This is a genomic window from Actinomadura sp. NEAU-AAG7 (genome assembly GCF_018603865.1).
GTDB lineage: Bacteria > Actinomycetota > Actinomycetes > Streptosporangiales > Streptosporangiaceae > Spirillospora > Spirillospora litoris.
Genome location: NZ_JAHFZY010000005.1, coordinates 760,060 through 785,614 on the forward strand (window position 1 = coordinate 760,060; position 25,555 = coordinate 785,614).

Sequence of the window (25,555 nt, forward strand, 5' to 3'; positions counted from 1 at the left end):
GTCGGTGGCCGTTCCTAGGGTGTGGCGCCATGAACCCTCCTGCGGTCGACGAGGACGCCCCGGACTTCCCGGAAGCATGGCTGCGCGAGCGGCATCCGCGCCGCGACCGTCCGGGCGTCCCCGACGTCCGTCCCGACGCCGAAGCGGTGGGCCGGGCGCGGACGCTGGTGGACGCCGCGCTGCCCGAGATCGAGCACGTCCTCGCACTGCCGGGCACGACGCCGCTGCTGGCCGAGCACGCCCGCGCGCACCTGGCCGGTTCGCCCAGCCCGCTCGGCGCGGCGGTGGTCGCGTCGCTCACGCTGACCGTGCGCATCACGCCCGAACTCTGGGCGTCCGAGCCGTTCCGGGACGCGTGGACGGCCGAGCACGGGCTTGCGTTCGCCGTGTGCGCCTACCTGGAGCTGAGCGAGGTGGTCATCGACTACCGGTCGGCCGCCTTCGACCCCCGGACGGGTACCACCCGGTGGGACTGGAGCGGTGTCCGGGAACGGGGCTCCGGCGACGACCGCCGCTGGTGGACGGCCCCGGCCGGCGTTCGCCGTCTGCGCGCCCTTCTGGCGGCCGCCGGCGACGACGTCTACGCCGAGGCCGCCGAGGCGGTCGCGCGGCACCGCCGGACCCCGGCCCAGCAGGTGATCGCGTCCTACCTGATGCCCACGCGGCGGGACTGGCTGGCCGAGGCCCGCGCGCTCCCGAGCCCCGGCGGCTCGTACGGCGACCGGGAGTGGCACCCCTGGATGCTGCTGTGCGCGCTCGGCGACCCGGACGACGTCGGCGGCCTGACGCTGGAGTGGGGCAGCCGCCGCCGGGACGTCATCGCGACGCTGCTGGAGGGCGTCGGCCCGGACGCGCTCGCCGCGCTGGTGACCGAGGCCGCCGACGAGCGGTACCTCGGCGCCGACACCGCGCGGCTGCTGCTGGACACCCTGGCACGGCTGCCGGTGGACGCCGCGTTCCAGGCCCTCGTCGACCGGCTCGGCCGCCGCTACGTCCAGGCCGCCGCGATCGGCGCCGCGAACCGGTATCCCGCGCGAGCGCTGCGGCTGCTCGCCGCGTCGGCCGGTACCCCCGAGGTCGACGAGATGCTGTCGGCCCACCTGCTCGCGCACCCGGAACTCGCGGACGCGATGCTCCCCGGCCTGCCGGAGGAGTCCCGCGCGGCGGTCGATGCGAACCGCGCGCGCAACGTCCGGCTGCCCGAGGCGGACGACCTGCCGCCGCTGCTCACCGACCCGCCGTGGACGCGTGCGCGCAAGAAGGCCAGGCCCCCCGTCATCAAGGGCCTGCCCCTGCCCGCCCTGCGTGCCATCGTCTGGGAGCCGGGAGAACGCGACGACTGGACGACCGACGTCCGCGATCTGTGGCGCTGGATGGAACAGCCCGCGTGGGCGGAGCAGGCGGCGCGGTTCGAGAAAGACGACCTGCCTGAACACCTGCATCCGGCCATGTTCCTGGGGGCTCCTGAGGACCTGGTGCGCCCGCTGCTGGCGAGATGGGAGCCGTCCGACGTCTTCGCGGTGGGCGACTGGGAGCCGGCGGTCGTCGCCCGCTTCGAGTTGGACGCGCTCGAACCCGTGCTCTTCGCCGCACGCCGTGCCCCGGCTGCCGCCGGCCACGCCCTGATGCCCTACCTCAGCGACGATGTCGCCCGCACGATGGCCGACTGGCTGCTGCGGCGCAAACGCGCGGGCGAGACGGCGCGCGCCTGGTTCCGCCGCCACGGCCTCGCCGCCGCGCCCGCCCTGCTTCCCGGCGCGCTCGGCCCGTCCGGCACCGAGCGCCGCGCCGCCGAGGGGGCGCTGCGGTTCATCGCCGCCGAGCACGGCGCCGAGGGGATCGTCGAGGCCGCCCGCGTCCACGGTGACGCGGCGGTCGGCGCGATCGCGGCGCTGCTGTCGGCCGACCCGCTCGACATCCTGCCCGCGAAGGTCCCCGTGATCGGCGACTGGGCCGACGTCCGGCTCCTGCCGCAACTCCTCCTGCGCGACAGTGAACGCGCGCTGCCCGGGGCGGCGGCACGGCACGTCCTGACGATGCTGGCGCTGTCCCGGCCCGGCGAGGAGTACGCCGGTGTCGCCGCCGTCCGCGACCTGTGCGACCCCGCCTCGCTCGCCGAGTTCGGATGGGCGGTGTTCGGGCGCTGGGAGGCGCACGGCGCGCCCTCGAAGGACGGGTGGGCGCTGACGCAGCTCGGTCTGACCGGCGACGACGAGACCGTCCGCCGCCTCGCCCCGATGATCCGCGCCTGGCCGGGCGACGGCGGGCACGCCCGGGCCGTGACCGGGCTGGACGTCCTCGCCGCGATCGGCACCGACACCGCCCTCATGCACCTGCACGCGATCTCCCAGCGGGTGCGGTTCAAGGCGCTGCGGGCCCGCGCCGCCGAGAAGATCGAGGAGGTGGCCGCCGGGCTGGAGCTGACCCCCGACCAGCTCGCCGACCGCCTCGTCCCCGACCTCGGGCTCGACGCCGGCGGCGGCATGACGCTCGACTACGGTCCGCGCCGCTTCCGCGTCGCCTTCGACGAGAGCCTCAAGCCGTTCGTCACCGAGAACGGCGAGCGCCGCAAGACCCTCCCCAAGCCCGGTGCCAAGGACGACCCCGACCTTGCGCCCGCCGCTCACAAGGCGTTCGCCGCCCTCAAGAAGGACGCCCGCACCGTCGCCTCCGGGCAGCTCCGCCGCCTGGAGGACGCGATGGTCGCCCGCCGCCGCTGGCCCGCCGCCGAGTTCCACGACCTGCTGGTCGCGCACCCGCTGGTGGGGCACCTCGTCCGCCGCCTGGTCTGGCTCGCCGACGACGCCGCCGGGACGCGCGCGTTCCGCGTCGCCGAGGACGGCACCTACGCGGACATCGACGACGACACCGTCGAGCTGCCCGCCTCGTGCGAGATCCGCGTCGCCCACCCCATCGACCTGGGCGAATCGGTCGCCACCTGGTCGGAGGTGTTCGCCGACTACGCGATCCTCCAGCCGTTCCCGCAGCTCGGACGCGCCGTCCACACCCTCACCCCGGCGGAGCGGGGCGGCGACTACCTGACCCGCTTCGAGAACCTGACCGTCCCGGTGGGCCGCGTCCTCGCCCTGACCCGGCGCGGCTGGGAACGCGGCGTCCCGCAGGACGCGGGCGTCGAGTGCTGGATCTCCCGCCGCCTGTCCCGCGACCGGTACGCGGTCATCGATCTGACCCCGGGCATCATCGCCGGCGCCGTCGAGGCGGAGGCCGAACAGACGTTCACCGCCGTCCGCCTGGCCGACCGCCCCGACTGGGGGTCCGGGGGACCCCACCGCTTCGGCGACCTGGACCCGGTCATCGCCTCCGAACTCCTGGCCGACCTCACCGCCTTGACCGAATGACCGCCGACCGCACCCTCGCCTGGGAGCCGGGCGAGCGCGACGCCTGGGCGGCCACCCCGCTCCGGAACCTCCACAACGACCGCACTCTCGCACAGTCCCTCCGCATGCTGGAGGAAGGAGAGGACCAGCACGAGTTCGAGTTGGCGTGGCTGTTCGCCCAGGCCCCCGAGGAGGCCGTCCGCGCCCGCGTCCGGGCGTGGCGTCCGGAGTTCTGGGACCTGACCGATTCGCTCAAGCCCCTCGTCGCCCGTTTCGGCCTCGACGCCTGGGACATGGCCGTCCACGCCGCCGAGTGGAACTGGCGCGAGAACGGGGAGATCCTGCTGCCGTTCCTCAGCGCCGATGTGGCGCGCCTCATGGCCCGCTTGGCGCGGCGGGCCCCGACGGCGCGGGAGCTGACCGGCGCCTGGTTCCGGCGGCACGGGCTCGCCGCCGTGCCCTTCCTCGTCCCGGCCCTGGACGAGGCGCCGGGCGTCCGCCGCGACGCCGAGCACGCGCTGTGCCGCGTCGCCGCGTCCGCCGGTCCTGGCCCGGTGATCGAGGCCGCCCGCGACGCTGAGGGGGTCGCCCGCCTCCTCTCGGACGGACCGTCCGAACCGGCGCCGTGCCCGCCGCCCTACCCCGCCTGGGCCGACCCGGCCACGCTCCCGCACGTCCGCCTGCGCGCCGGGGGAGAGCTGCCGCCGGAGGAGGTCCGCGCGCTGGTCCTGCTGCTCGCGGCGACGAAGCGGCCGGGTGACCACCCCGGCTCGGCCGCCCGGCTCGACGCCGCCCTGCGGCGCTGCGACCCCGCCGACGTCGCCGGACTCGGCTGGGAGCTGTTCGTCCGCTGGCGGGACGCGGGGGCGCCGAGCCCCCACAATTGGGCGCTGCCCGTCCTCGCCCGGGTCGGCGACGACGAGACCGTCCGCCGTCTCGCCGCGTGGGTGCGGGCGTGCCCGGGATGGGCGGCCTTCGCGCGCGCCGCCGTCGGACTGGAGACGCTCGCCGCCTTCGGCGACCGCGCGCTGCCGCACATCGCCGCGATCTCCCGCTCGGCCCGGTACAAGCTCGTACGCGAACGCGCCGGGGAGACCCTCCGCGAGGCCGCGCGTTCGGCGGGCACCACCCCAGAGCGGCTCACCGACCGCTTCGTCCCGGACTTCGGGCTCAACCCGTCCGGCACCCTGGTCCTCGACTACGGCCCGCGCCGCTTCCTCGTCGGGTTCGACGAACGGCTCGTGCCCCACGTCCGGGACGAGCGGGGCCGCCGCCGCGCGGCCCTCCCGAAGCCCGGCGTCCGCGACGACCCCGTCCGCGCGGACGCGGCGCGCGCCCGCTTCGCCGCCCTGCGCAAGGACGCCCGTAGGGTCGCGGCCGAGCGCGTCCACCGGCTGGAGGCCGCGATGGTCGCCGGGGAGCGCTGGCCGCTGCGGGAGTTCCGCGCCCACTTCGCAGACCACCCGTTGGTGTGGCACATCGCGCACCGCCTGGTGTGGGCGGCCGAGCACGAGGGCGAGGTGACGCCGTTCCGGATCGCCGAGGATCGCGGGCTCGCCGACGCGTCCGACGGCGACTTCACGCCGCCGCCCACGGCGCTGGTCGGCGTGGCCCACCCGCTGCTGCTGGACGGGCCGGAGACCTGGTCGGAGCTGTTCGCCGACTACGCGATCCTCCAGCCGTTCCCGCAGCTGGCGCGCGCCGTCCACACCCTGACCCCGCAGGAGCGCGCGGCGGACCGCCTGCCCGCCTTCGAGGGCCTGACCGTCCCAATCGGCGCGGTCCTGGCCCTCACCCGGCGCGGCTGGGGCCGGGGCCCCTACGACGACACCGGTGTGGCAGCCACGCTCGTCCGAAACGCGGGCGACGGCCGCCGGGCCGTCCTCACCCTCTCCCCGGGCTTCCTGCCGGGACAGCTCGACGCCTCACCCACCCAGCGCGTCGTCCACATCCACCTGCTCTCGCCCACACAGACCCGCCTCCCCTTCGGCACCCTGGATCCCGTCACCACGTCAGAACTGCTGGCCGACCTCTCCGCCCTGACAGGTTGAGGCCCGGCACGAGGCGAGATCCGCGGCCTTGGCCGGGTCGCGGCAGACGTCGGCCGCCAGGTGCGTGGTGACCTGGCAGCCGTCGTCATGTCGGCCTTGCCGGTGGCCCACTCCGCTCGTCCGGAGGAGGCCGGGGGTCAGAGGCAGGGTGACAGCCCGGTATCCGCAGCTCGGCGCGTGCTGTGATTACCTCCCCGAGCCTTCGTCGGACGGGCTGGAGTGCAGGCCCCAGGGGCCGGGGAACCACGTGCGTGTCCGGCGCGGCGAGGACACGCGCCGGGTCCGCTGGACCGAGGACGCGGGGACCTTCGTGTGGTCGTTCGGGCCGGACAAGGGCGAGAAGCTCGCGGCCGACCCTGAGTGGGCGGCCGACCAGGTCGCGTCGGCGTTTGGTATCGGGTCCGGTCGGGAGTCCCGATGACCGCGTCGACTCTCGACGAGCAGCGGGCGGAGCTTAGCGCGGAGTTCCCCGGCTGGACGATCGTCTACACCCGGCCCGCCGGGCGCGTGCGCTGGTGGGCGACGCGCGGGCTCGTCCGAGAGCGTATGGACGAGCGAGGCGGCTTCACCACCTGGTCCGCTGAGGATCTGCGCCGGCGGCTGCGGGGCGCGGCAGGAAACCGGCGCCCGATGTCGGCCCGATGACGTGGGCGCGGCGTTCCACTGCGCGCGGCACCGGCCGCCGCGCCCACCCGAATGTGCGGCTGGAGGTCCGGCGCAGGGATCGCCGTGGACGTGGCCGCACCACCGGCACGGACCCGTCGCCCCCGAGGTCCGTGCCCGCCGCCCGCCCGGAGGCCGGGACCTCCGGGCGGGCGGCCCCTTCGACGGCGCGGCGGCACTGCCTTCCCCCGCGACGGTGCCGCCGCGCTCACTCACCCGTGGAGGTGACGCCATGCTCAACGATGACGACAAAGCCCAGCTCAAGGCCGAGTTTCCGGGATGGAGCATCATCTACAGCAGTGCGGGCCGGTGGTGGGCCACGCGCGGACCGCTCGGCCGCGGCGAAGAGGGCAGGGCCGGGTCGGTGGACGCCGACACCCCGGAGGGGCTCCGGCGCGAGATCCGGGAGGCGGACACGCCCCGCGCGTCTGATTGGCGGATGAGGTGGGCCCCGTCAAGGACGACCAGGAGCGCATCGACGTGTACGGCGACGAGGTCGTGTACGTCGCCGTCCATCGGCCGACCGGCCGCACGCTCGCGACCTTCCTTCCCGGCGAGGACGAGGGCTGGTGGCGGGTGAGCACCCGGGGCCGCGTGCGGGAACTGCGGGTACGGCCCGGCAAGCCCGAGCCGTGGCGGGAGATCGTCGAACGCGTGCCGGCCGGGCAGTAGCTCCCACGACCGGGGCGTGGGCCCATGGACCCGGGCACGACGAGCGGCTCGTCGCGGAGCTGGGCGGAAATCCGCTCGACCTCGTCCGCCGTCCGGCACACCTGCTCCAACGTCCGGCACTCGGCGACCTTCAAGTCGAAGACACCGACCACCTCCGACCACAGAGCGATACCCAGCCTCGCCGAAACCGGCCGGGACGGGGCGCTGTGATGCGCTCTCGTCCACGTGGTCACCTCCCGAAAACGGGATCATGAGCATTGCGGCGAAGACTCGCCCCCGTTCGACGCCCTGGCCCCGTCACCACCTTGGAGTTACTGGCCGACCTCACCGGCCTGACCGGCTTTGGTCAGGGCTTGGTGGATGTCGGCTAGGAGGTCCTCGGTGTCCTCGATGCCGGTGGAGAAGCGGATGAAGCCGGGGGCCACCGTGTCGCCGCCCCAGCGGGCCCTGCGTTCGGCCGAGCTGTGCACGCTGCCGAAGCTGGTGGCCTGTGTGACGAGGCGCAGCGATGAGAGGAAGCGCTCGGCGAACGGCTCGTCGGGGAGCGTGAACGACACGACGCCGCCGAAGCGGCGCATCTGGCGCGCGGCCGTGTCGTGAGCGGGGTCGTCCGGCAGGCCGGGGTAGCGCAGGTCCGCGACCTCGGGACGGTGCCGCAGCACCCGGGCGAGGGCGAGCGCGTTCTCGGCCTGGCGGTCGAGGCGGAGGGGCAGGGTCGCCAGCGAGCGGTGCGCGAGCCATGCCTCCATGGGGCCGGGGATCGCGCCGACCGTCTTGCGCCACAGGCGCACGTCCGCCGCGAGCTTCGGGTCGCGGGTCGCCACGTGGCCGAGGAGGAGGTCGCCGTGCCCGGTCATGGCCTTGGTGTCGCTGGCCACCGAGAAGTCCGCGCCGAGGTCCAGGGGGCGCTGGCCGAGCGGGGTCGCGAGGGTGTTGTCGACGGCCACGAGCGCGCCCTGGGCGTGGGCCGCGTCGGCGATGCGGCGGATGTCGCAGGTGTCCAGGTTCGGGTTGGACGGCGTCTCCAGCCAGACCAGGCGCGCCCCGTCCAGCAGGCGGAGTTGCGCGTCACCGGCCGTCGGGCCCGTCCGCACCTGTGCGCCGTAGGACTCCAGACGCTCCCGCAGCGACCGGGTCTGCATGTAGGAGTCGTCGGGCAGCACGACCACGTCGCCCGCCCTCGTCTGCGACAGCACCACCGCCGCGACCGCCGCCATCCCGGACGAGAACGACGTCACCTCGGCGCCGCCCTCCAGCTCGCCGATCGCGGCCTCCAGCAGCGTCCACGTCGGGTTCTCGTCGCGCCCGTAGGTGTAGGGGCCCGTGGGCTCGCCGGGCAGGTGGTAGTACGCCGCGAACACCGGCCCCGGCAGCGGCGGGGCGCCCTTCTCCGGGGCGGGGCGTCCCGCGCCGACCGCCAGCGTTCCATCCCCCAGTGTCACGTGCGTCCCCTTCGTCCGAAGCCGTTGTCCATCCTCTCACCTGCCCGGATGCGGACGAATCGGGCATCGGCGGCGAGTGTCGCAGGCGTCCTCTAATCTCGGGCGGCATGACAGATCGGCTTTTCGGCGAGGATGTCCTGACGATTCCGGACGCGTGGCGGCGGTACCTGCATCCTCGGCGCGGCGGGACGCCCGGCCCCGAGGTCACGCCGGGCCCGGCGGCGGTGCGCGCGGCCGAGAAGCTGGTCGGGAAGGTGGAGGCTGCGGTCGAGTCGCTGCTGACCGGCAACGCGGGGGACGCGGCGCTCGCCGAGGCCGCCCGCCGCCACCTCGGCGGCGACCCCGACCCGGCGGGCGCGGCGGCGCTCGCGACCGTCACCACCGCGGCGGTCGATTCCCCGGGGCCGGTCGTGGTGCAGCGGACGTTCGTCGACGCGTGGGCGGTCGCGCACGGGCCGGGGTTCGCCGCGTGCGCGGTCGTCGAACTCGAACAGATGATCGCGAAGCCTGTTCCGGGCGGCCCGTGGAAGGGCAAGTGGATCGGCGCCGGCTACCGCAAGTGGTTCGGAGGGGCGGAGGCGGAGACGATCCGGCGCGTCCGATGCCTGCTCGCGTCGGCCGGGGACCGCGACCACGCCGACGCGGTCGAGCGGCTGGCCGCCCTGCGGACCGCGCCGGTCGCGCGGTGGGTCGTGTCCTACCTGGTGCCCGAACGGCGCGACTGGCTGGAGGAGTGCCTGACGGAGCCCCACACGCTGGCCCGCGGCTACCGCTGGCTGTGGCTCTGCGCGGCCTCCGACGTCGCGCAGGTCTCCCGGCCGCAGATGGCGTTCGGCTGGACCGACGCCTCCCCCTGGGTGCTCGCGACGATGCTGGAGACCTTCGGCGCGGACGTCCTGCCCGTGCTGGTCCGCAGCGCCGGTCGCGGCGCCCAGGAGGACAAGGTCCTCTTCGAGGCGATCGCCGCGCTGCCCACGGACGACGCGTTCCAGGCGTTGCTGGAGCGGGCCGGGGACAGGCGCGCCCGCGCGGCGCTGCTCGCGGCGTCCGGCCGGTTCCCGGTGCGGGCGGCGCGGCTCCTCGCCGCGTCCCCGTCGTCGGACGCGGCGGCGCTGCTCACCGACCACATGCGGGCCCACGGCGACACGGTCGCGGCGGCGCTCCCCGGGCTGCCGGACGGGACGCGCGCCGTCCTGGAGAAGGTCGCGGCGTCGCTGGTCCGGGTGCCGGAGGCCGTGGGGGACGCGGTGCCGATGATCCTCGCCGACCCGCCGTGGACGCGTCCGACCCGTCCGCTCGTCGCCGGGCTGGAGCCGCCCGCCGGGCGGACGGCCTGGGCCGAGGGCGAACGAGACGAGTGGCTCGCCTCGGACGTGACCTCGGTCGAACCGCCGAAGGACCCCGACTGGGACGCGCTCGCCGCCGAGCACCGCGCGGGCCGCACCCGCCCGCAGGAGTCGGTGGCGCTGATGGTGCACGGTCCCGAGGACGTCGTCCGGCCGCTCCTCCCGGGCTGGGCGGGCCGGAGCTGGTGGGACACCGACGACTGGTCGCGCCTCCTCCTCGCCCGGTACGGGCTGGACGCGCTCCCGATGCTGCTGCGGATGTCCGAGGGCGGCTCCGAGCGCGCCGCGCTGCTGATGCCGTGCCTGGACGTCGAGGTGGCGCTGCTGATGGGCGACCTGCTGGCCCGCCGCGCCAGGACCGCGCACATCGCCCGGGAGTGGTTCGGCCGCCACGGGCTGGACACCGTCGCGTTCCTGGTCCCGGCCGCGCTCGGCGGCGCGGCGGGCCCGCAGCGCGCCGCCGAGCACGCGCTGCGCCACCTGGACGGCGACGTCGTGGCCGCCGCGAAGGACGCCCACGGCGACGAGGCCGCCGAGGCGGTCGGGGCGCTGCTGGCGGCGCATCCGGCGGAGACCGGGCTCGTCCAGCCGCCGAAGATCGGTGACTGGATGGACCCGGCGGCCCTCCCGCAGGTCCTGCTGCGCGGCCGCGAGCTGGCCCTCCCGGCGGACGCGACGCGCCGTCTGGTCGAGCTGCTCGCGATGCCCGTCCGGTATGACGCGGAGGCGACGCGCGACCTCGACCGCGCGTCCGTCGCCGAGTTCGGGCGTGCGCTGTTCCGGAAGTGGCGGGACGCGGGCGCCCCGTCCAAGGACACCTGGGCGCTGGTCCAGCTCGGGCGCAGCGGCGACGACGAGACCGTCCGCCGCCTCACGCCGATCGTGCGGGCCTGGCCGGGCGAGGGCGGCCACAAGAACGCGGTCACCGGCCTCGGCGTGCTCGCCGAGATCGGATCGGACGTGGCGCTCATGCACCTGCACGGCATCGCGCAGAAGATCAAGTTCAAGGGGCTGAAGGGCGAGGCGCTGGCGCGGATCCGCGAGGTCGCGGACCGGCTCGGGCTCGGCACCGAGCAGCTCGCCGACCGGCTCGTCCCGACCTTCGGCCTGGACGCGGCCGGGTCGATGACCCTCGACTACGGGCCGCGCCGGTTCGTCGTCGGCTTCGACGAACGGCTCCGGCCGGTCGTCGCGGACGAGGACGGCAAGCCCCGCAAATCGCTGCCCAAGCCCGGCGCGAAGGACGACCCCGACCTCGCGCCCGCCGCGCACGCGGCGTTCGCCGCGCTCAAGAAGGACGTCAGAACCGTGGCGGCCGCGCAGGTGATGCGGCTCGAACGCGCCATGGTGACGGGACGCCGCTGGACAGGCGCCGAGTTCCAGAAGTTCATCGCCGGGCACCCGCTCGTCCGGCACCTCGCGCGCCGCCTGGTCTGGCTGTCCGACGAGAAGGACGCGTTCCGGATCGCCGAGGACGGCACCTTCGCCGACGTCGCCGACGACGCGTTCACGCTCGCGCCGTCGGCGCGCGTCGGCGTCGCGCATCCGCTGTACCTCGACGTGGCGGCATGGTCTGAGGTCTTCGCGGACTACGCGATCCTCCAGCCGTTCCGGCAGCTCGGACGGCCCGTCCACACGCTCACCGAGCGGGAGCGGGGCGGCGCGCGGCTGGAGCGGTTCGAGGGCCTGAAGGTGCCGGTCGGGTCGGTGGCCGGGCTGGTCCGGTTCGGCTGGGAGCGCGGCGAGCCACAGGGCGGCGGCAACGAGATGTGGATCTCGCGGCCGGTGGACGGCGGAAGGCACCTCGTCGTCGAGCTGCATCCCGGGCTGTCCGCGGTGGAGTTCGGCGCGACCGGCGACCACCAGCTCCTCAAGCGGGTGTGGCTCGACGAGCAGCCCGGCGACTACCCGTCCTACCGGCAGGAGCGGCTGGACGCGCTGCCGCGCCTCGCCGAGCTGGACCCGGTCACCGCCTCGGAGGCGCTCACCGAGCTGACCGGCCTCGCCGAGGTCGCCGTCCCGTAGCGGGAGATGTCGGTGGCCCTCACTACGCTGACGGCACCGATCCCCCCGCAGCACCAGCACCCCCGGAACAGGACATGACACACGACGACACCACCGACCACCAGCGGCCGCCCGCCGAGGTGCGGTTCGCCGGCGAGCTGGAGCGGCTCCGCGAGAACGACACCGGGCCGCGCCCGCCCGGCTGGGCGCTGAGCCTGACGGCGGCGCGGCGGTTCGTCGTCGGGGACGAGGCGCTCGGCGTCACCCGCAAGTTCGTCGGCGACACCTCGCTGATCGACCGGGCCCTGGTCACCCTCGCCACCAGCCGGGGGCTGATGCTGGTCGGCGAGCCGGGGACGGCAAAGTCGCTGCTCTCGGAGCTGGTCGCGGCGGCGGTGAGCGGCACGTCCACGCTGACCATCCAGGGCGGCGCCGCCACCACCGAGGACCAGATCAAGTACTCCTGGAACTACGCGCTGCTGGTGTCGGAGGGGCCCTCGACGCGGTCGCTGGTCCCGGCGCCGCTGCTGGAGGGGATGGCCGCCGGGAAGGTCGTCCGGTTCGAGGAGATCACCCGCTGCCCGCTGGAGGTGCAGGACTCGCTGCTGTCGCCGCTGTCGGACCGCGTCCTCGCGATCCCCGAGCTGGCCGGCCCGGACGCGATGGTCTTCGCGCGCGAGGGGTTCAACGTCATCGCGACCGCCAACACCCGCGACCGGGGCGTCAACGAGATGAGCGCCGCGCTCAAGCGGCGGTTCAACTTCGAGACGGTGTTCCCCATCGCCGACTTCGCCACCGAGCTGGAGCTGGTGGAGGCCGAGGCCGGGCGGCTGCTGGAGCGCAGCGGCGTCGGCGTCGCGCCCCGCCGCGACGTCCTGGAGGTGCTGGTCACCACGTTCCGGGAGCTGCGGAACGCCACCACCGAGGACGGCCGCACCATGGACCGGCTGTCGTCGGTCATGAGCACCGCCGAGGCGGTCTCGGTCGCGCACGCCGTCGGCGTGCGCGGCTGGTTCCTGCGCGGCGAGGCGGGCGAGGCCGCCGACATCGTCGCGTGCCTCGCCGGGACGGCCGCCAAGGACAGCCCCGACGACCTGACCCGGCTCCGCCGCTACCTGGAGCAGCAGGCGCCCCGCCGGGACGGCGAGCAGTGGCGGGCGCTGCACGCGGCCCGGCACCTGCTGCCCGGCTGATGGGGGTCGCCTTCGTCGGCGTCCGGCACCACAGCCCGGCCTGCGCCCGGCTCGTCCGCGCCACGATCGAGCGGCTGCGGCCCGCGTACGTGCTGGTCGAGGGCCCGGCCGACTTCGGGTCCCGGCTGGGGGAGCTGCTGCTCGGGCACGAGCCGCCCGTCGCGATCTTCAGCTACTACCGCGACGCGGAGCGGGTGCACGCCTCCTGGTCGCCGTTCTGCGCCTACTCCCCGGAGTGGGTCGCGCTCCACGCGGGCCGCGCCGCCGGGGCCGAGCTGCGGTTCATCGACCTGCCCGCCTGGCATCCGGCGCTCGCCGAGCGCCGCAACCGGTACGCCGACGCCGAGCGCCGCTACGCCGAGGTCACCGACCGGCTGTGCCGGGAGTTCGCCGTCGACAACACCGACGTCCTGTGGGACCACCTCTTCGAGATCGACGCCGACGATCTGCCGGAGCGGCTCGGCGCCTACTTCGACCTGCTGCGCGGGGAGTCCGGCGCCGGGCCCGACGACACCGCCCGCGAGTCCTACATGGCGGAGTGGGTGCGGGCGGCGGAGGCGGACGCGGGCGACCGCCCCGTCGTGGTCGTGACCGGCGGGTTCCACAAGCCCGCGCTGGAGGCGCTGGCGCGGGAGGGCGGCACCGCGTGGCCCGGGGTGCCCGCGCCGCGCGACGGTGCGTCCGGCGGAAGCTTCCTCGTCCCGTACTCGTTCCGGCGGCTCGACGCGTTCACCGGCTACCAGTCGGGCATGCCCTCGCCGGAGTACTACCAGCGGCTGTGGGAGGGCGGCCCGGACGCGGCGGCGGGCGCGCTCACCGAGGCGGTCGTGGCGCGGCTGCGCGGGCGCGGCCAGGTCGTCTCGACCGCCGACCTGATCGCCGCGCGCACCCTCACCGAGGGGCTGACGCGGCTGCGCGGCCACCGCTCGCCCGCCCGCACCGACCTGCTGGACGGCCTGGTCTCCGCCCTCGTCACGAGCGACCTGGACGAGCGGCTGCCGTGGACGGCGCGCGGGGTCCCCGCGTCCGCCTCCCATCCCGCCGTCGCCGAGATGGTCGCGGCGCTGAGCGGCGAGCGCGTCGGGCGGCTGCACCCGGGCACGCCCGCGCCGCCGCTCGTCCACGACGCCGCCGCCGAGCTGGAGCGGCTCGGGCTCGACCGGGGCGGCCGCCTCGCCGTGAAGCTGACCGAGAAGCGGGGGCTGGAGCGCAGCCGCGCGCTGCACCGGCTGCGCGTCCTCGGCGTCCCCGGGTTCGACCGCGAGTCCGGGCCGGACACGGGCGCCGACCTCGTCCTGGAGGAGCGCTGGCGGGTCGCGCCGCACGACGCCGCGTCCCGCATGTCGGCGCTGGTCGAGGCGGGCGCCTACGGGCCGACGCTGCTGGACGCGGCGGCCGCCGCGCTGGAGGAGCGCATGGCCCTCGCGGGCACCGACATGGGCGTGCTCGCGGCCGTGCTGTTCGACGCGGCGCTGTGCGGGTGCGCCGGGCAGTCCGAGCGGATCGCGGCGGGGATCGCCGCCGGGATCGCGGGCTCCTCCGACGTCGCGGCCCTCGGGGTCGCGCTGGAGGTCGTCCTCGGGCTGTGGCGGCACGACCGGGTCCTCGGCACGGCCCGCAGCCCGCTGTTCGGCACCGTGATCGAGGAGTGCGCCGTCCGGCTGCTGTGGCTGGTGGAGGGGGTGCGCGGCGGCGCGGCGCCCGCCGACCTCGGGCGGCTGCGGGCCGTCGCGGCGCTGCGCGACGCGCTGCTGCACGCCGCCGCGCCGCTCGGCCTCGACCGCGCGGCCGCCCTCGCCGTCGGCCGCCGCGTCGCCGCCGACCCGGACGCCCCGCCCGACCTGCGCGGCGCAGCGTTCGGCCTGGCCCGCTCGCTCGGCGACACCGGCGACACGGCGCGGGCGGTCCGGGGCGCGGCGTCCCCGCGCGTGCTCGGGGACTGGCTCGCGGGCCTGTTCGCGCTGGCGCGCGAGGAGGTGCTCGACCCCGCCGCCGCCGTCCTGGCCGTCCTGGACGAGCTGGTCGCCGCCGCCGGCGAGGAGGACTTCCTCGTCGCGCTGCCCGCGCTGCGGCAGGCGTTCGCGTTCTTCCCGCCGCGCGAGCGCGAGACGATCGCGCGCGGGCTGATGGAGCGGCGCGGCGTGCGCGGCTCCGCCCGCGCCCTGCTGCGCTCCCCGGCCGACCCGATGGCGGTCGCGGAGGCCCGCGCGCTGGAGGCCCGCGTGGACGCGGCGCTCGCCGCCGCCGGGCTCACCGGCCCCACCGGAGATGAGGAGTCATGACCACGCCCGACCTGGAGCGGTGGCGGCTGATCCTCGGCGCGCCCGCCGAGCCGTCCACCGGCGGGCTGGACGGCGCGTCCGCCGCCCGCGACGAGGCCCTCAACTGGCTGTACGGCCGCGACCCCGAGCTGGCCCGGCGGGGCGTGCGGCGCGGCGGGGCGGGCGGTGGCGGAGACCCCGTCCCGTCGGGCGACCGCACCGGCAGGTCCGGGCCGTCCGCGCTCACGACCGTCGACTGGATCGACGCCGTGCACCGGCTGTTCCCCAAGGAGACGATCGAGCGGCTGGAGCGCGACGCCGTCGAGCGGTACGAGATCCACGAGGTCGTCACCGACCCCGCAGTGCTGGAGCGCGTCGAGCCCGACCCGGCGCTGCTGCGCGCCGTCCTGCGCACCAAGCACCTGATGAACCCCGAGGTGCTGGCGCTGGCGCGGCGCATCGTCGACGCCGTCGTCAGGCAGTTGATGGACAGACTCGCGACCGAGGTCAGGACGGCCTTCCACGGGACGCGGTCGCGGCGCCCGAGCCAGGTCAGGAACTCGCGCAACTTCGACTTCCACGCGACGGTCCGCGCGAACCTGTCCCACTACCGCCCGGACGAGCGGCGCCTGTACATCGAGCGTCCGCGCTTCGTGTCGCGCACGCGGCGCCGGACCGACCGCTGGCAGCTGATCCTGCTGGTCGACCAGTCCGGGTCGATGGTCGGGTCGGTGATCCACGCCGCCGTCACCGCCGCGTGCCTGTGGGGGCTGCCCGGTCTGAGCACGCACCTGGTCGCCTTCGACACCTCCGTCGTGGACCTCACCTCCGATGTCACCGATCCCGTGGAGCTGCTGATGAAGGTGCAGCTCGGCGGCGGCACCGACATCTGCCGCGCGGTGACCTACGGCGCGGGGCTCCTCGACAACCCGCGCCGCGCGATCGTCGCGATCGTCAGCGACTTCTACGAGGGCGGCGACCCGCACGGGCTCGTGCACGCGGTGCGCGGGCTCGTCGGGCAGGGCACGCAGGTGCTCGGCCTCGCCGCGCTGGACGAGGACGCCGAGCCCGCCTACGACCGGGAGATGGGGCGGCGGCTCGCCGACGTCGGCGCGCACGTCGGCGCGATGACCCCGGGCCGGCTCGCCGAGTTCGTCGCGGCGAGGATCGGCCGGTGACCCGCGCCGACCTGCTCGCGCTGACGCCGGACGCGCTCGCCGCGCTCGCCAACCGGGGCCTGGTCAAGCGCGCGACGAAGGACCTGGACGCGGGCCAGGGCCCGGAGGTGGACGTCGACGGCGACGGCGCCGTGCACGGCGTGTTCCCCGACGGGACGCGCGCCGCGCTCCCGCCCGGCGCCGGGCTGGAGGCGGCGACGTGCTCGTGCGCGGCGACGTCGCTCTGCCGGCACCGGGTCTGCCTCGTCCTCGCCTACCAGCGGACGGCCGCGACCGAGCCCGGCACCGAAACGGGCGCCGAGCCCGCGGCGGCCTGGTCGCCGGGCGCGTTCGACGACGAGGCGCTCGCCCGCGTCCTCGGGCAGCGGGCCGTCACCGCCGCGCGGCGGGCGTTCCGCGCGGGCTACACCGCGCGGATCCACCGGCCGTCCGGGGACGATCCGGTGGCGCGGGTGGAGCTGCCGTCCTGCACGGTCCGGTTCCTCGTCCCGGACGAGCTCGGCTACGTGGACACCGACGCCGCCGCGGCGGTGCGCGGCGAGGTCGTCGTGCTGGCGGCGTGGGCGTTCCGCGCCGCCGACGAGCAGGGCGCCGACGGCACCGACGTCCGCGTCGAGGTCGGCGGCGGACCCGGCCGGGCCGCCGGAGGCGGCACCGGGCTGGAGGCCGCGCTCGACCTCGCCGGGCAGGTGCTCGTGGAGGGCGCCGCGCACGCCGGGCCCGTCCTCGCGGCGGCGCTGCGGCGGACCGGCGCCGACCTCGCGGCCCGCGACCTGCACTGGCCCGCCGCCGCGGTGGACGAGCTCGCGGACCGGCTCGACGCCCACCGCGAGCGCCGCGCCGACTACGCGCCCGAGCGCCTCGCCGCGCTGCTCGCCGAACTGCACGCCCGCGACCGCGCGGCGTCGGCGCCGCCGGGATCGGGGGTGCCCCGCTCCCTCGTGCTGGGGACGGACGAGTCCGCCGACACGCCGCTGCGCCGCGTCCGGCTGACCGCGCTCGGCTGCCGGGTGGGCGGCACCGCCGAGAGCCGCACCGCCGACGTCTACCTCGCCCACGCCGACACCGTGCTGGTGCTCAGGCGGCACTGGGCGGTGCCCGACGGCGCGCCGCTGACCGGCGCCGACGTGGCCGGGCGCCGCGTCCTCGGGGTGAGCCTGCGCGCGCTCGCCGCCGCCAACGTCGTCTCCGAGAGCGCGACCCGCAGCGCGAGCCGCGTCGTGCGGGTGTCGGCGGGCCGGGTCGCCAGGACCACCGTGACGCCGCTCGGGGAGGCGTGGGCGAGCCTGCCGCCGGCGCTGCTCGTCCGCGACCTGGAGGCGCACGAGCGGGAGATGGACGCCTGGCCGCCGCGCCTCGTCCGGCCCCGCGTCGAGGCCGAGACGGTGCGCGTGGTGGAGATCGCCGAGGTCCGCGACATCGGCTACCACCCCGGTGCCCAGCGCCTCGAAGCCGTGATCGCGGACGCGGCGGGCGCGACCGCCGTGCTGTCGGCCGAGTACGCGCCGCACCGTCCCGCCGCCCTCGACGTGCTCGCCGCCGCGCTCGCGGACGGCCCGCGCTTCGTCAGCGGCGCGGTGCGGCGCGAGCGCGGCGGGCTCGTCGTCGACCCGTTCGCGGTGCTGGCCGCGGGCGGTCCCGTGGTGCCCGACCTGATGCCCGGCGACGGGACGGCGGTGCTGGCCGCGCCCCCCGCCCCCGCCCCGGACCCGCTCGGCGCCGTCCTCGACACCGCGCTCGCCGCCTGCGCCGAGATCGCGCATCGCGGGCTGCGGCACCTCCCGCCCGGCCTCAGCGACCGGGTCGCCCGCGCGGGCGACGACCTCGCCCGCGCCGGCCTGCACGCCGCCGCCGGAACGCTCGCGCGCCTCGCCGCCGCGCTCACCGGCGACGACCCGCGGGCGGCCGTGCGGGCATGGGCCGACGCGTGCGTCCGCCTGACGGTGACCGCCGAACTCCGCTGACCGGCCGTCCCCGGTCCGGGCCTGGCCGGATCCTTCAATGGACGTCGATGAACGAGCAGTCGCCGCATGTTTTCGAGGACCATTCGCGGCGCGCCTGATGGCCGGTGCGCTTTGATCACGTGCGGGTGCCGGGGCGGCGCTGTGCGCGAGCGGTCAATTCCTGGACGGCGCGCCGCGCGGCCTCCAGATCGTGCGTCGGCGCGCCGAAGCCGACGCGGACGCGGGTGCGGCGCAGCCGTCCGTGCACGCCCAGCAGGTCCCGGGTGCCGGTGAGCCCGACCGGGACGAGCGGGACCCCGGCGAGGTCCGCGAGCCGGGCGGCGCCCGTGCGGAACGCGCCGACCTCCCCGTCCCGGGAGCGGGTGCCCTCGGGGAACACGATCACGCAGCGGCCCCGGGCGAGCGGCGCGGCGGCGGAGGCCAGGTCGTCGAACCCGCCCCGGGACCGCCGGACGGGGAACCCCGCGACCGCCGTCCGGCAGACCAGCGCGCGGAACCGTCCGGCGAACCAGTAGTCGGCCGCCGCCGCGACCACCGGACGGCGGCGCGCGGGCAGCGCGGCCAGCAGCGCGACGGTGTCGGCGTGCGAGGAGTGGTTGGCGACGATGACGCACGGGCCGTCCGGGACGGGGCCGGTGACCTCCAGCCCGCCCGCGAGCCCGAACGCGGCCCGCCAGCATGCCCTGCGCCAGAACGCGGTGATCACGACGGCGCCTTTCATGAGAGCGCCATCGCGACGGCCAGCGCCACCAGCAGCGAGTCGATCCGGTCCAGCAGGCCGCCGAAGCCCGGCAGCCACGTCCCGGCGTCCTTGACCCCGGCGCCGCGCTTGAGCATGGACTCCAGCAGGTCGCCGAGCGGCGCCCCGGCCGCCACCGCGAGCACGGTCGCCGGGGTCGCGGCGCCGAGCAGGGCCAGCACCGCGATGCCGGCGGCGGCCCCGCCCGCGACGCCGCCCCACCGCTTGGCCGGGCTCAGCGGCGACAGCGCGGGGCCGCGCAGCAGCTTCCCGCCGCACCACGCGCCGACGTCGGCGACCGCGATCGCCGCGCACAGCGGCGCCGCGAGGTCGCCGAGCAGCACGAGCCCGCTCAGCGGCGCCAGCCACACCACGCCGAACACCGCGCCCCGCGCGCGGGCCGCGCCGCCCTCGGCGTCGCCCGCCAGCACCGGGACGAGCACGACGGCCAGCAGCACCACCATCAGCAGCCGCAGCAGGTGCGCGGGCGCGAGCCACGCGACGGCGGGGAACACGGTCAGCGTCACCGCCATCGCCGCGAGGTCGGTCCCGCGGAGCCGGGCCAGCCGCGCGTACTCGGCGGCGGCGACGACGCCCGCGCCCGCCGCGAGCGCGGCGGCGCCGGGCGCGCCCAGCCAGAACGCGGCCCCGACGACGGGGACGATCAGCAGCCAGCCGAGCCACCGCTGGACCAGCTCGCGGCGGCCCGACGTCCACACCGCGACGCCGCTGAGCACGAACGCGCCGCCCACGTAGGGGATCGCCGCGGTCACAGCGCCCTCCGGATCCGCCGCGCCCGGACGGCCGCCGTCAGCAGCGACCCGGCCGCGAGCACCGCGAGCAGCGGGACGGCCCAGCCGGTGAAGGCGACCGCCGCCAGCAGCAGGCACCGCTCGGTCTTGCCGACCGGCCCTCCCTGCGGGCGCGGGCCCCCGGCGGCCGCGCCCGCGAGGGAGATCCAGGACGGCAGCGTCGCCGCGAGCGCGGCCGACGCCACGAGCCAGGCCGGGGCGAGCGCCAGGCAGCCCGCCAGCGCGGCCAGCTCCGCCGCGCGGTCGCCCAGCTCGTTCAGCACCGCGCCCCACGGGGTGCTCCGCCCCGACTCGCGCGCGATCGCGCCGTCGAGGTTCGCGCACGCCAGCCGCGCCGCCAGCAGGAGCGTGACGAGGAGCCCGGCGGCCGGGCCCGGCTCGACGAGGCCGAGCGCGGCGCCCGCCGCGCCGCCCGCCAGCACCCCGGCGGCGGTCACCGCGTCCGGCGCGACCCCGCGCCGGACGAGCGCGGCCCGGACGCCGCCGAGCCGCGCCGCGTACCAGGGCTTGAGTGCGTAGAGTCCGTCCATGCCGACCAGCGTCGAACAGGACGGACATTCTGGGCATCCGTCGGGCTACTCGGTTACTTCTGAGTAGTACTCGTCAGGCGCGGCAGGTCAGCGGTCGTCCGCCGTTGTAGGCGATCATGTCGTTGAGCGCGGCGGCCAGGTCGATGCGCCCGCCGGGCTCCAACCCGTCCATCTCGGCGTAGGCGCGGTGCAGGTTGCCGACGATCCGCTCGGGGTCGGTCAGCTCCGCGTACTCGCCGAGGTCGGTCTCCCGCGCGGCCTCCAGCGGCGTCAGCCCCGCCGCCCGGCCCGCCGCCGCCGTGGCCCGCACGAACCGCGCGTAGCCGACCACGCGCTCGATCAGCTCGGGCCCGGCGACCGGCCCGTGCCCGGGCACGATCGTCTCCGCGTCCAGCGGCGCGATCACCTCGGTCAGCACCCTGATCGCGCCGTCCACCGAGCCCTGCATCAGGAACGGTGTGCCGCCGTTGAACAGCAGGTCGCCGCAGAACAGCACCCGCCGCTCGGGGATCCACACGATCGAGTCGTTGGTGGTGTGCGCGGGCGTCCCGACGTGCCGGACCTCGCAGCGCAGGTCGTCCACCCACAGCGTCACGCCGTCGGCGTAGGTGAGGAACGGCGGCTCCAACTCGACGCCGCCCCACTCGACCTTCGTCCAGAACGGCTCGTCGAACGGCATCCCCCAGTCGAGCGCGCCCTGCCGGGTGCCCTCGTGCCCGACGACGGTCGCGCCGGAGAACAGGTAGTTGCCGAACGTGTGGTCGCCGTGGTGGTGGGTGTTGACCAGCGTCCGGACGGGACGCGGCGTCACCGACCCGATCGCCTCCAGGTAGGCGCGGGTGCGGCGCTCGGTCGAGCACGCGTCGACGCTCGTCACGCCGCGCGCCCCCACCAGGAAGCCGGTGTTGTTGATCCACCAGGTGCCGTCCGGCTGGAGGTAGGCGAAGATCCCGTCGGACACCTCCACCAGCCGGGGGTCGCCGGGGCCGTCGAGGTCGGGCGCGTCGCTCATGGGGAACTCCCGGGTGTCGGGCCCGGGTGGACGGTCTCCACCCAGGACGGAGGGGCAGGGGCGTCGCGCCGGCGGGAGGGCGCCTCGGCGGGCCACGGAGTGTATCCGCCGGTGACGACGATCACCACCTGCGGCCGCTCGCGCGGCGCGAGCGCGGCGGCGAGGCCGTTCAGCCCGTCGACCGCCTCCCGGGCGGTCATCGCTTTGGTTCGTCGCGGAGCCACTCCAGCTCCGTCCGGCCGTACCCCTTGATCATCTTTTGGAGCGATCTTCCGTGGCTGTCGCGTACACCGGTGCGCGCGCCCGCCTCGACCAGCGCGCGGACCACCTCCGGCGAACCGGACTCGCCCACCGCGACGTGCAGCGGGGTCCGCTTCTCGTGGTCGACGTCCTCCAGGCCGAGCCCGGCGCCCAGCAGCCTCGGCAGCAGCGCCTCGTGGTCCATCAGATGGATCTGGTGCAGCAGCGTGCGCCTGCGCCCGTCCCGGACGAACGGGTCGAGCCCCTCGTCCAGCAGCCGCAGCACGGCCTCGGTGTCGCCGTGCTGCACGCACAGGAACACCTCCCGCCGGTACTCGCGCAGCGAGCGCGGCAGCCACCCGCCGCCCCGCCGCCACATCCGCTGGACGGCGAAGCAGCCCTGAACGCGCCCGCCCGGCGCCGCCTCACTCCGCTGCTCCTCGGCCGTGTGCGGCATCAGCAGCCCGAGACCGCCCGGCATGACCTCGTGCCACTCGCCCCCGCACCGCACCCGCGTCGGCGCGGGAGGCGCCATTCCCGGCGGGCCCGAGGCGGGCGGACGGGCCGGGAACAGCGCCGCCGCGACGAGCGGGTGCAGCTCGTCCGGCGTGGCCATCCCGGCGCGCAGCAGGTCGAGGTCGGGCAGCCGGCGCCACCGGTGCTCGGGCAGCTCCACGGCCCGCTTCGCCCGCTCCCCGCGCGACACGGGCCGCAGGAGGGGGCGCGTGCGCTTCCCGCCCGCCCGCACGACCAGCTCCTGATACGGCCGTACCGCCACCCACAGGGGAGGCGGCCCGCCGGGGTGGCGGGCGATCTCGCGCGCGAGCAGCGCGGGCGCCACCGGCGCCGACGCGTACGTCGCCGCGTTGAGCCAGCGCGGGTACCGCTCGTCGCCGGTCAGGTCGAAGTCGATCCCGACGGCGTCGAAGGCGGCCTCGACGTCGCCGCGCTCGTAGGCGAGGACCGCCCACTCGTGGAGCGCGGGCCCGCCCTCGGGCGGGGACGCGGGCAGCTCCTCCGGCGCCAGCGGCGTGCCGTCCGGGTGGAAGAAGGGCGCGCGGTCCCCGCCGCCGCAGTACTTGAGCAGGTCCCCGGCCCGGCGGGCGTCGAACATGTGCGGCGCCGACGTCCAGTCCCGAGTCTCCTCGGACCAGGGGAGCACGACGAGCCGCGGCCGCTGCGGCCCGTGGACGTGGCGCGGCGTGACCACCTGGAGGGCGGCCGCGCGGGCGCCCCCGCCGTAGCGCGCCAGGCCGAGCACCTGCCGGGGAGCGATGGTCGTCTGGCCGCCGCCGGCCCGGGGGAGGTGCCAGCGCAGCAGGTCGGGGGCGAAGTGCGGCAGGTCGTCGGCGAGCCGGGACGCGAGCTCGGCGCCGAACCTGTCGGCGACATCGTCCAGCTCGAACGCCACGTCGAGGTTCGCCGCCGCGCACGCCCCGCGCCAGTCGCCCGCCAGCCTCCGCTCGGTGGCCTTCTCGATCACCGAGCGGGGGACGGCGTGCCGGCGGATCCGGAGCGCGGCGACCAGGTCCGCCCGAAGGGGCGTCCAGGTCATCGGTAGACGCTCACGATCGCGCGCATGTCCGGGTGGGCGCGGGCGGCGGGGCGCAGGAACCCGGCGGCGGCCCGCTTGATCCGGCGCGGCACGCCCGGCCCGAACCCGAGGTGCTCCAGCCGCGTCCCGTCGCCGACCCGCGCGAGCAGGGCCTTGGCACCGCGCCCGGTGACGCCGCTGTGCCGCAGTTCGAGGCGGCGGATCGGGCTGCCGGGCAGCGCCTCGGCCAGCGCCGCCGCCCCTTCGTCGCCGGTCGCGTTGGGCGGCGCGCCGAGCGCGCGTTCCGACGGCGGGCGGCCGAGGTCGAGCGCATCGATCCCGCCGAGCGCCGCCGCGAGGGCCCGCGCCCCGGCGGGCCCGACGCCGTTCCCGCCGAGCCCGAGCCGGACGGGGCGCCCCGCCGCGCACGCCGCGTCCGCCGCGTCCGCCAGGATCGCCGCGCCGCCGTCGCCCAGATGGTTCACCGGCACGTACAGCTCGCGGACGCCCGCGTCGCGCAGCAGCGCGGCGAGCAGGTCCGCCGCGTCCGGGCCGAGCCCGTTGCCGCCGAGGAACAGCCGCTCCAGCGGCGCCTCGCGCGCCGCCAGCGCGTCGCGGAGGGCGCGCAGCCCGGCCGTCCCCACCCCGGTGTTGACCAGGTCGAGCGTCCGGATGGTCTGGTTGGTCCGCAGCATCGCGGCGAGCGCCGAAACGCCCGCGTCGCCCACCGGGTTGCGCTTCAGCCACAGCGCCCGCACCCGGGTGTCGGAGGCGAGCCGCCCGGCCAGCGCCGCCGCGCCGTCCGCGCCGACCCGGTTGCAGCCGAGGTAGAGCGTGCGGACGCCGTGGCCGGGGACGAGGGCGCCGGCGATCGCCCGCGCACCCGCGTCGCCCATCGCGTTCGTGCCGAGCAGCAGGTGCGCCGCGTGCGGGGACGCGGCCGCCGCCGGGACGAGCCGCGCGACGCCCGCCGCGCCGAGGCCCCCCTTGCACAGGTCCACGCGCCCGTCGCGGCGCAGCGTCCCGAGCGGGAAGCCCTCGTCGGCCTCCGGCGGCGCGCCCTCGGCGAGCCGCGCCAGCAGCGGGTCGAGCGCGGCCGGGTCGGCGGGCGGCACGTCCGGGTGCTCGATCGCGGGGCAGCGCACGGGGGTCGGGGCCATCACCACTCCACCGGTCGGTAGTCCTTCAGGAACAGCCCGGACAGCCGCTCGCCGCCGACGCCCCGCACGACCGGGTCGTACACGCGGGCGGCGCCGTCGATCACGTCCAGCGGCGGCGCGAACCCCGCCGCCCGCTGCGCGAGCCTGCCCGGATGCGGGCGCTCGTCGGTCACCCAGCCGGTGTCGACGCTGGTCATGTGGATGCCCGCCGCCGCGTAGTCGGCCGCGGACGTGCGGGTCAGCATGTTCAGCGCCGCCTTGGCCATGTTGGTGTGCGGGTGGCGGACGGTCTTGCTCCGGCGGGAGAAGCTGCCCTCCATCGCCGACACCTGCACGACGTACCGGTCGGGCCACGGGGAGCGCTCCAGCAGCCCGCGCAGCCGCGCCGTCAGCAGGAACGGCGCGAACGCGTTCACCATCTGCACCTCGGCCCACTCGGCCGGGTCGATCTCGTGCAGCCGCAGGCTCCAGCTGTTGCGCTCGCGCAGGTCGAGCGGCTCGCCGGTCTCGTCCGTGTGGCCGGCGGGGAACAGCGCGTCCTCGCGGGCGGTGAGCGCCGCCATCGCGACGTGCGCCGGGGCGAGGGCCGCGCGGGCGCCCTCCGCGACGTCCACCCGCGCGGCCGGGCCGGTCAGCGGCAGCGCCTCCGCCGCGCGCACCTCCCGGTGGTAGGCGGGCGGCCGCCGGACGGTCTGCGCCGCGTTGTTGACCAGGACGTCCAGATGGTCGAACCGGTCGTGCACCGCGTCCAGCAGCCCCGCCACGCCCGGCAGGTCGAGCAGGTCCACGCCGTGGACGTGCAGCCGCCCGATCCAGTCGCCGTGGTCGCCGACCGCCGCGAACCGGCGCGCCGCGTCGCGCGGGAACCGGGTGGTGACCAGCACCTCCGCGCCGTCCCGCAGCAGCTTCAGCGCGACCTGGAAGCCGATCTTCACGCGCCCGCCCGTCACGACGGCGCGGCGCCCGCGCAGGTCGCAGCGCGCGTGCCGGCGCTCCGCGTTCTCCCGCGCGCACGCCGGACACAGCAGGTGGTAGTCGGGGTGGACGTCGCGGTAGGGCTCCTTGCACACATAGCACGGCCGCGCCGCCACGAGCGTCCGCCGCACGCCATCCGATGGCGCGCTGGACTCGGGGGCGGCCGCCGGCTCGGGCGAGGGGTTCTGGTCCTGGAAGCGGGTCGTGGACGCGAGCGCGGCGAGGTCGCGGCGGCGGCGCTCGGCGGCGCGGGCCGTCCGGCGGGCCTTCTTGCCCGAGCGGTGCACCTGCGACGCGGCCTCGTGCACCGCCTTCCAGCGCGGATCGTCCGGGTCGGCGCGCCGCGCCCGCTCCAGCAGCCGCAGGCACGCGGCGAGGTCGGCCGGTTCCGGCGCATCCTCGGCCGGGACGGTCGGCACGGCGCTCCTCGCTGCCCGGGGA

20 protein-coding genes are annotated in these 25,555 nt (G+C 76.6%); 11 read left to right on the forward strand and 9 right to left on the reverse strand.

Features of this window, described 5'->3' with window-relative positions:
- The first annotated feature begins 29 nt into the window (after positions 1–29).
- The 6 genes from KLI87_RS26170 (at position 30) to KLI87_RS26195 (ending at position 6,934) form a co-directional block, all read left to right on the forward strand.
- Positions 30–3,359 (forward strand): DUF4132 domain-containing protein, encoded by a 3,330-nt coding sequence (locus tag KLI87_RS26170; RefSeq protein ID WP_214619057.1) that lies wholly within the window; start codon positions 30–32, stop codon positions 3,357–3,359.
- Positions 3,356–5,389 carry a DUF4132 domain-containing protein gene (locus KLI87_RS26175; protein WP_214619058.1) on the forward strand — a complete coding sequence of 678 codons (2,034 nt, stop codon included), beginning with the start codon at positions 3,356–3,358 and terminating at the stop codon, positions 5,387–5,389. Before KLI87_RS26170 ends, KLI87_RS26175 begins: the two co-directional genes overlap by 4 nt.
- A 247-nt stretch (positions 5,390–5,636) precedes the next feature.
- Positions 5,637–5,810 (forward strand): hypothetical protein, encoded by a 174-nt coding sequence (locus KLI87_RS26180; protein ID WP_214619059.1) that lies wholly within the window; start codon positions 5,637–5,639, stop codon positions 5,808–5,810.
- Positions 5,807–6,034: a hypothetical protein gene (locus KLI87_RS26185; protein ID WP_214619060.1), complete on the forward strand. Its 228-nt coding sequence runs from the start codon at positions 5,807–5,809 to the stop codon at positions 6,032–6,034. The genes KLI87_RS26180 and KLI87_RS26185 overlap by 4 nt, the downstream gene beginning before the upstream one ends.
- 462 nt (positions 6,035–6,496) lie before the next feature.
- Complete coding sequence (locus KLI87_RS26190) at positions 6,497–6,724, forward strand: hypothetical protein (RefSeq protein ID WP_214619061.1); 228 nt, start codon at positions 6,497–6,499, stop codon at positions 6,722–6,724.
- Positions 6,725–6,748: 24 nt separating this feature from the next.
- Entirely contained in the window at positions 6,749–6,934 is a 186-nt protein-coding gene (locus KLI87_RS26195; protein WP_214619062.1) for a hypothetical protein, read from the forward strand.
- A gap of 101 nt (positions 6,935–7,035) precedes the next feature.
- Here KLI87_RS26195 and KLI87_RS26200 read toward each other — a convergent pair whose 3' ends face one another.
- Entirely contained in the window at positions 7,036–8,166 is a 1,131-nt protein-coding gene (locus KLI87_RS26200) for a cystathionine gamma-lyase (protein ID WP_214619063.1), read from the reverse strand.
- 107 nt (positions 8,167–8,273) lie between these two features.
- On the opposite strand from KLI87_RS26200, the gene KLI87_RS26205 reads away from it, so the two are divergent.
- The 5 genes from KLI87_RS26205 to KLI87_RS26225 all read left to right on the forward strand — a co-directional run bounded on the left by KLI87_RS26205 (position 8,274) and on the right by KLI87_RS26225 (position 18,112).
- A complete protein-coding gene (locus KLI87_RS26205) occupies positions 8,274–11,537 on the forward strand; it encodes a DUF4132 domain-containing protein (protein ID WP_214619064.1) in 3,264 nt (1,087 codons plus the stop codon).
- Between the two features lie 74 nt (positions 11,538–11,611).
- Entirely contained in the window at positions 11,612–12,709 is a 1,098-nt protein-coding gene (locus tag KLI87_RS26210; RefSeq protein WP_156215523.1) for an AAA family ATPase, read from the forward strand.
- Positions 12,709–14,991: a DUF5682 family protein gene (locus tag KLI87_RS26215; protein ID WP_214619065.1), complete on the forward strand. Its 2,283-nt coding sequence runs from the start codon at positions 12,709–12,711 to the stop codon at positions 14,989–14,991. Before KLI87_RS26210 ends, KLI87_RS26215 begins: the two co-directional genes overlap by 1 nt.
- Positions 14,988–16,148 carry a VWA domain-containing protein gene (locus KLI87_RS26220; RefSeq protein ID WP_214619066.1) on the forward strand — a complete coding sequence of 387 codons (1,161 nt, stop codon included), beginning with the start codon at positions 14,988–14,990 and terminating at the stop codon, positions 16,146–16,148. The genes KLI87_RS26215 and KLI87_RS26220 overlap by 4 nt, the downstream gene beginning before the upstream one ends.
- Entirely contained in the window at positions 16,145–18,112 is a 1,968-nt protein-coding gene (locus KLI87_RS26225) for a hypothetical protein (protein WP_214619067.1), read from the forward strand. Before KLI87_RS26220 ends, KLI87_RS26225 begins: the two co-directional genes overlap by 4 nt.
- A 115-nt stretch (positions 18,113–18,227) precedes the next feature.
- Here the strand turns inward: KLI87_RS26225 and KLI87_RS26230 are convergent, their stop codons facing one another.
- The 8 genes from KLI87_RS26230 to KLI87_RS26260 form a co-directional block, all read right to left on the reverse strand.
- Positions 18,228–18,833, reverse strand: a complete 606-nt coding sequence (locus tag KLI87_RS26230) for a 1-acyl-sn-glycerol-3-phosphate acyltransferase (protein ID WP_156215526.1) — start codon at positions 18,831–18,833, stop codon at positions 18,228–18,230.
- Positions 18,830–19,624 (reverse strand): phosphatidate cytidylyltransferase, encoded by a 795-nt coding sequence (locus KLI87_RS40365; RefSeq protein ID WP_308166176.1) that lies wholly within the window; start codon positions 19,622–19,624, stop codon positions 18,830–18,832. The genes KLI87_RS26230 and KLI87_RS40365 overlap by 4 nt, the downstream gene beginning before the upstream one ends.
- Entirely contained in the window at positions 19,621–20,193 is a 573-nt protein-coding gene (locus KLI87_RS40370) for a CDP-alcohol phosphatidyltransferase family protein (protein WP_156215527.1), read from the reverse strand. Before KLI87_RS40370 ends, KLI87_RS40365 begins: the two co-directional genes overlap by 4 nt.
- 73 nt (positions 20,194–20,266) lie before the next feature.
- Complete coding sequence (locus KLI87_RS26240; protein ID WP_214619069.1) at positions 20,267–21,205, reverse strand: MBL fold metallo-hydrolase; 939 nt, start codon at positions 21,203–21,205, stop codon at positions 20,267–20,269.
- Entirely contained in the window at positions 21,202–21,405 is a 204-nt protein-coding gene (locus tag KLI87_RS26245; protein WP_156215529.1) for a hypothetical protein, read from the reverse strand. Before KLI87_RS26245 ends, KLI87_RS26240 begins: the two co-directional genes overlap by 4 nt.
- Positions 21,402–23,000, reverse strand: a complete 1,599-nt coding sequence (locus KLI87_RS26250; RefSeq protein ID WP_214619070.1) for an ankyrin repeat domain-containing protein — start codon at positions 22,998–23,000, stop codon at positions 21,402–21,404. The genes KLI87_RS26245 and KLI87_RS26250 overlap by 4 nt, the downstream gene beginning before the upstream one ends.
- Complete coding sequence (locus tag KLI87_RS26255; RefSeq protein WP_214619071.1) at positions 22,997–24,139, reverse strand: gala protein; 1,143 nt, start codon at positions 24,137–24,139, stop codon at positions 22,997–22,999. The genes KLI87_RS26250 and KLI87_RS26255 overlap by 4 nt, the downstream gene beginning before the upstream one ends.
- Positions 24,139–25,533 carry an SDR family NAD(P)-dependent oxidoreductase gene (locus KLI87_RS26260; RefSeq protein ID WP_214619072.1) on the reverse strand — a complete coding sequence of 465 codons (1,395 nt, stop codon included), beginning with the start codon at positions 25,531–25,533 and terminating at the stop codon, positions 24,139–24,141. Before KLI87_RS26260 ends, KLI87_RS26255 begins: the two co-directional genes overlap by 1 nt.
- Positions 25,534–25,555: the final 22 nt, after the last annotated feature.

Coding starts and splice junctions, on each gene's coding strand:
- KLI87_RS26170 (WP_214619057.1), top strand. CDS start 30: ATGAACCCTCCTGCGGTCGACGAGGACGCCCCGGACTTCCCGGAAGCA.
- KLI87_RS26175 (WP_214619058.1), top strand. CDS start 3,356: ATGACCGCCGACCGCACCCTCGCCTGGGAGCCGGGCGAGCGCGACGCC.
- KLI87_RS26185 (WP_214619060.1), top strand. CDS start 5,807: ATGACCGCGTCGACTCTCGACGAGCAGCGGGCGGAGCTTAGCGCGGAG.
- KLI87_RS26195 (WP_214619062.1), top strand. CDS start 6,749: ATGGACCCGGGCACGACGAGCGGCTCGTCGCGGAGCTGGGCGGAAATC.
- KLI87_RS26205 (WP_214619064.1), top strand. CDS start 8,274: ATGACAGATCGGCTTTTCGGCGAGGATGTCCTGACGATTCCGGACGCG.
- KLI87_RS26210 (WP_156215523.1), top strand. CDS start 11,612: ATGACACACGACGACACCACCGACCACCAGCGGCCGCCCGCCGAGGTG.
- KLI87_RS26215 (WP_214619065.1), top strand. CDS start 12,709: ATGGGGGTCGCCTTCGTCGGCGTCCGGCACCACAGCCCGGCCTGCGCC.
- KLI87_RS26220 (WP_214619066.1), top strand. CDS start 14,988: ATGACCACGCCCGACCTGGAGCGGTGGCGGCTGATCCTCGGCGCGCCC.
- KLI87_RS26230 (WP_156215526.1), bottom strand. CDS start 18,833: ATGAAAGGCGCCGTCGTGATCACCGCGTTCTGGCGCAGGGCATGCTGG.
- KLI87_RS40370 (WP_156215527.1), bottom strand. CDS start 20,193: ATGGACGGACTCTACGCACTCAAGCCCTGGTACGCGGCGCGGCTCGGC.
- KLI87_RS26240 (WP_214619069.1), bottom strand. CDS start 21,205: ATGAGCGACGCGCCCGACCTCGACGGCCCCGGCGACCCCCGGCTGGTG.
- KLI87_RS26245 (WP_156215529.1), bottom strand. CDS start 21,405: ATGACCGCCCGGGAGGCGGTCGACGGGCTGAACGGCCTCGCCGCCGCG.
- KLI87_RS26250 (WP_214619070.1), bottom strand. CDS start 23,000: ATGACCTGGACGCCCCTTCGGGCGGACCTGGTCGCCGCGCTCCGGATC.
- KLI87_RS26255 (WP_214619071.1), bottom strand. CDS start 24,139: ATGGCCCCGACCCCCGTGCGCTGCCCCGCGATCGAGCACCCGGACGTG.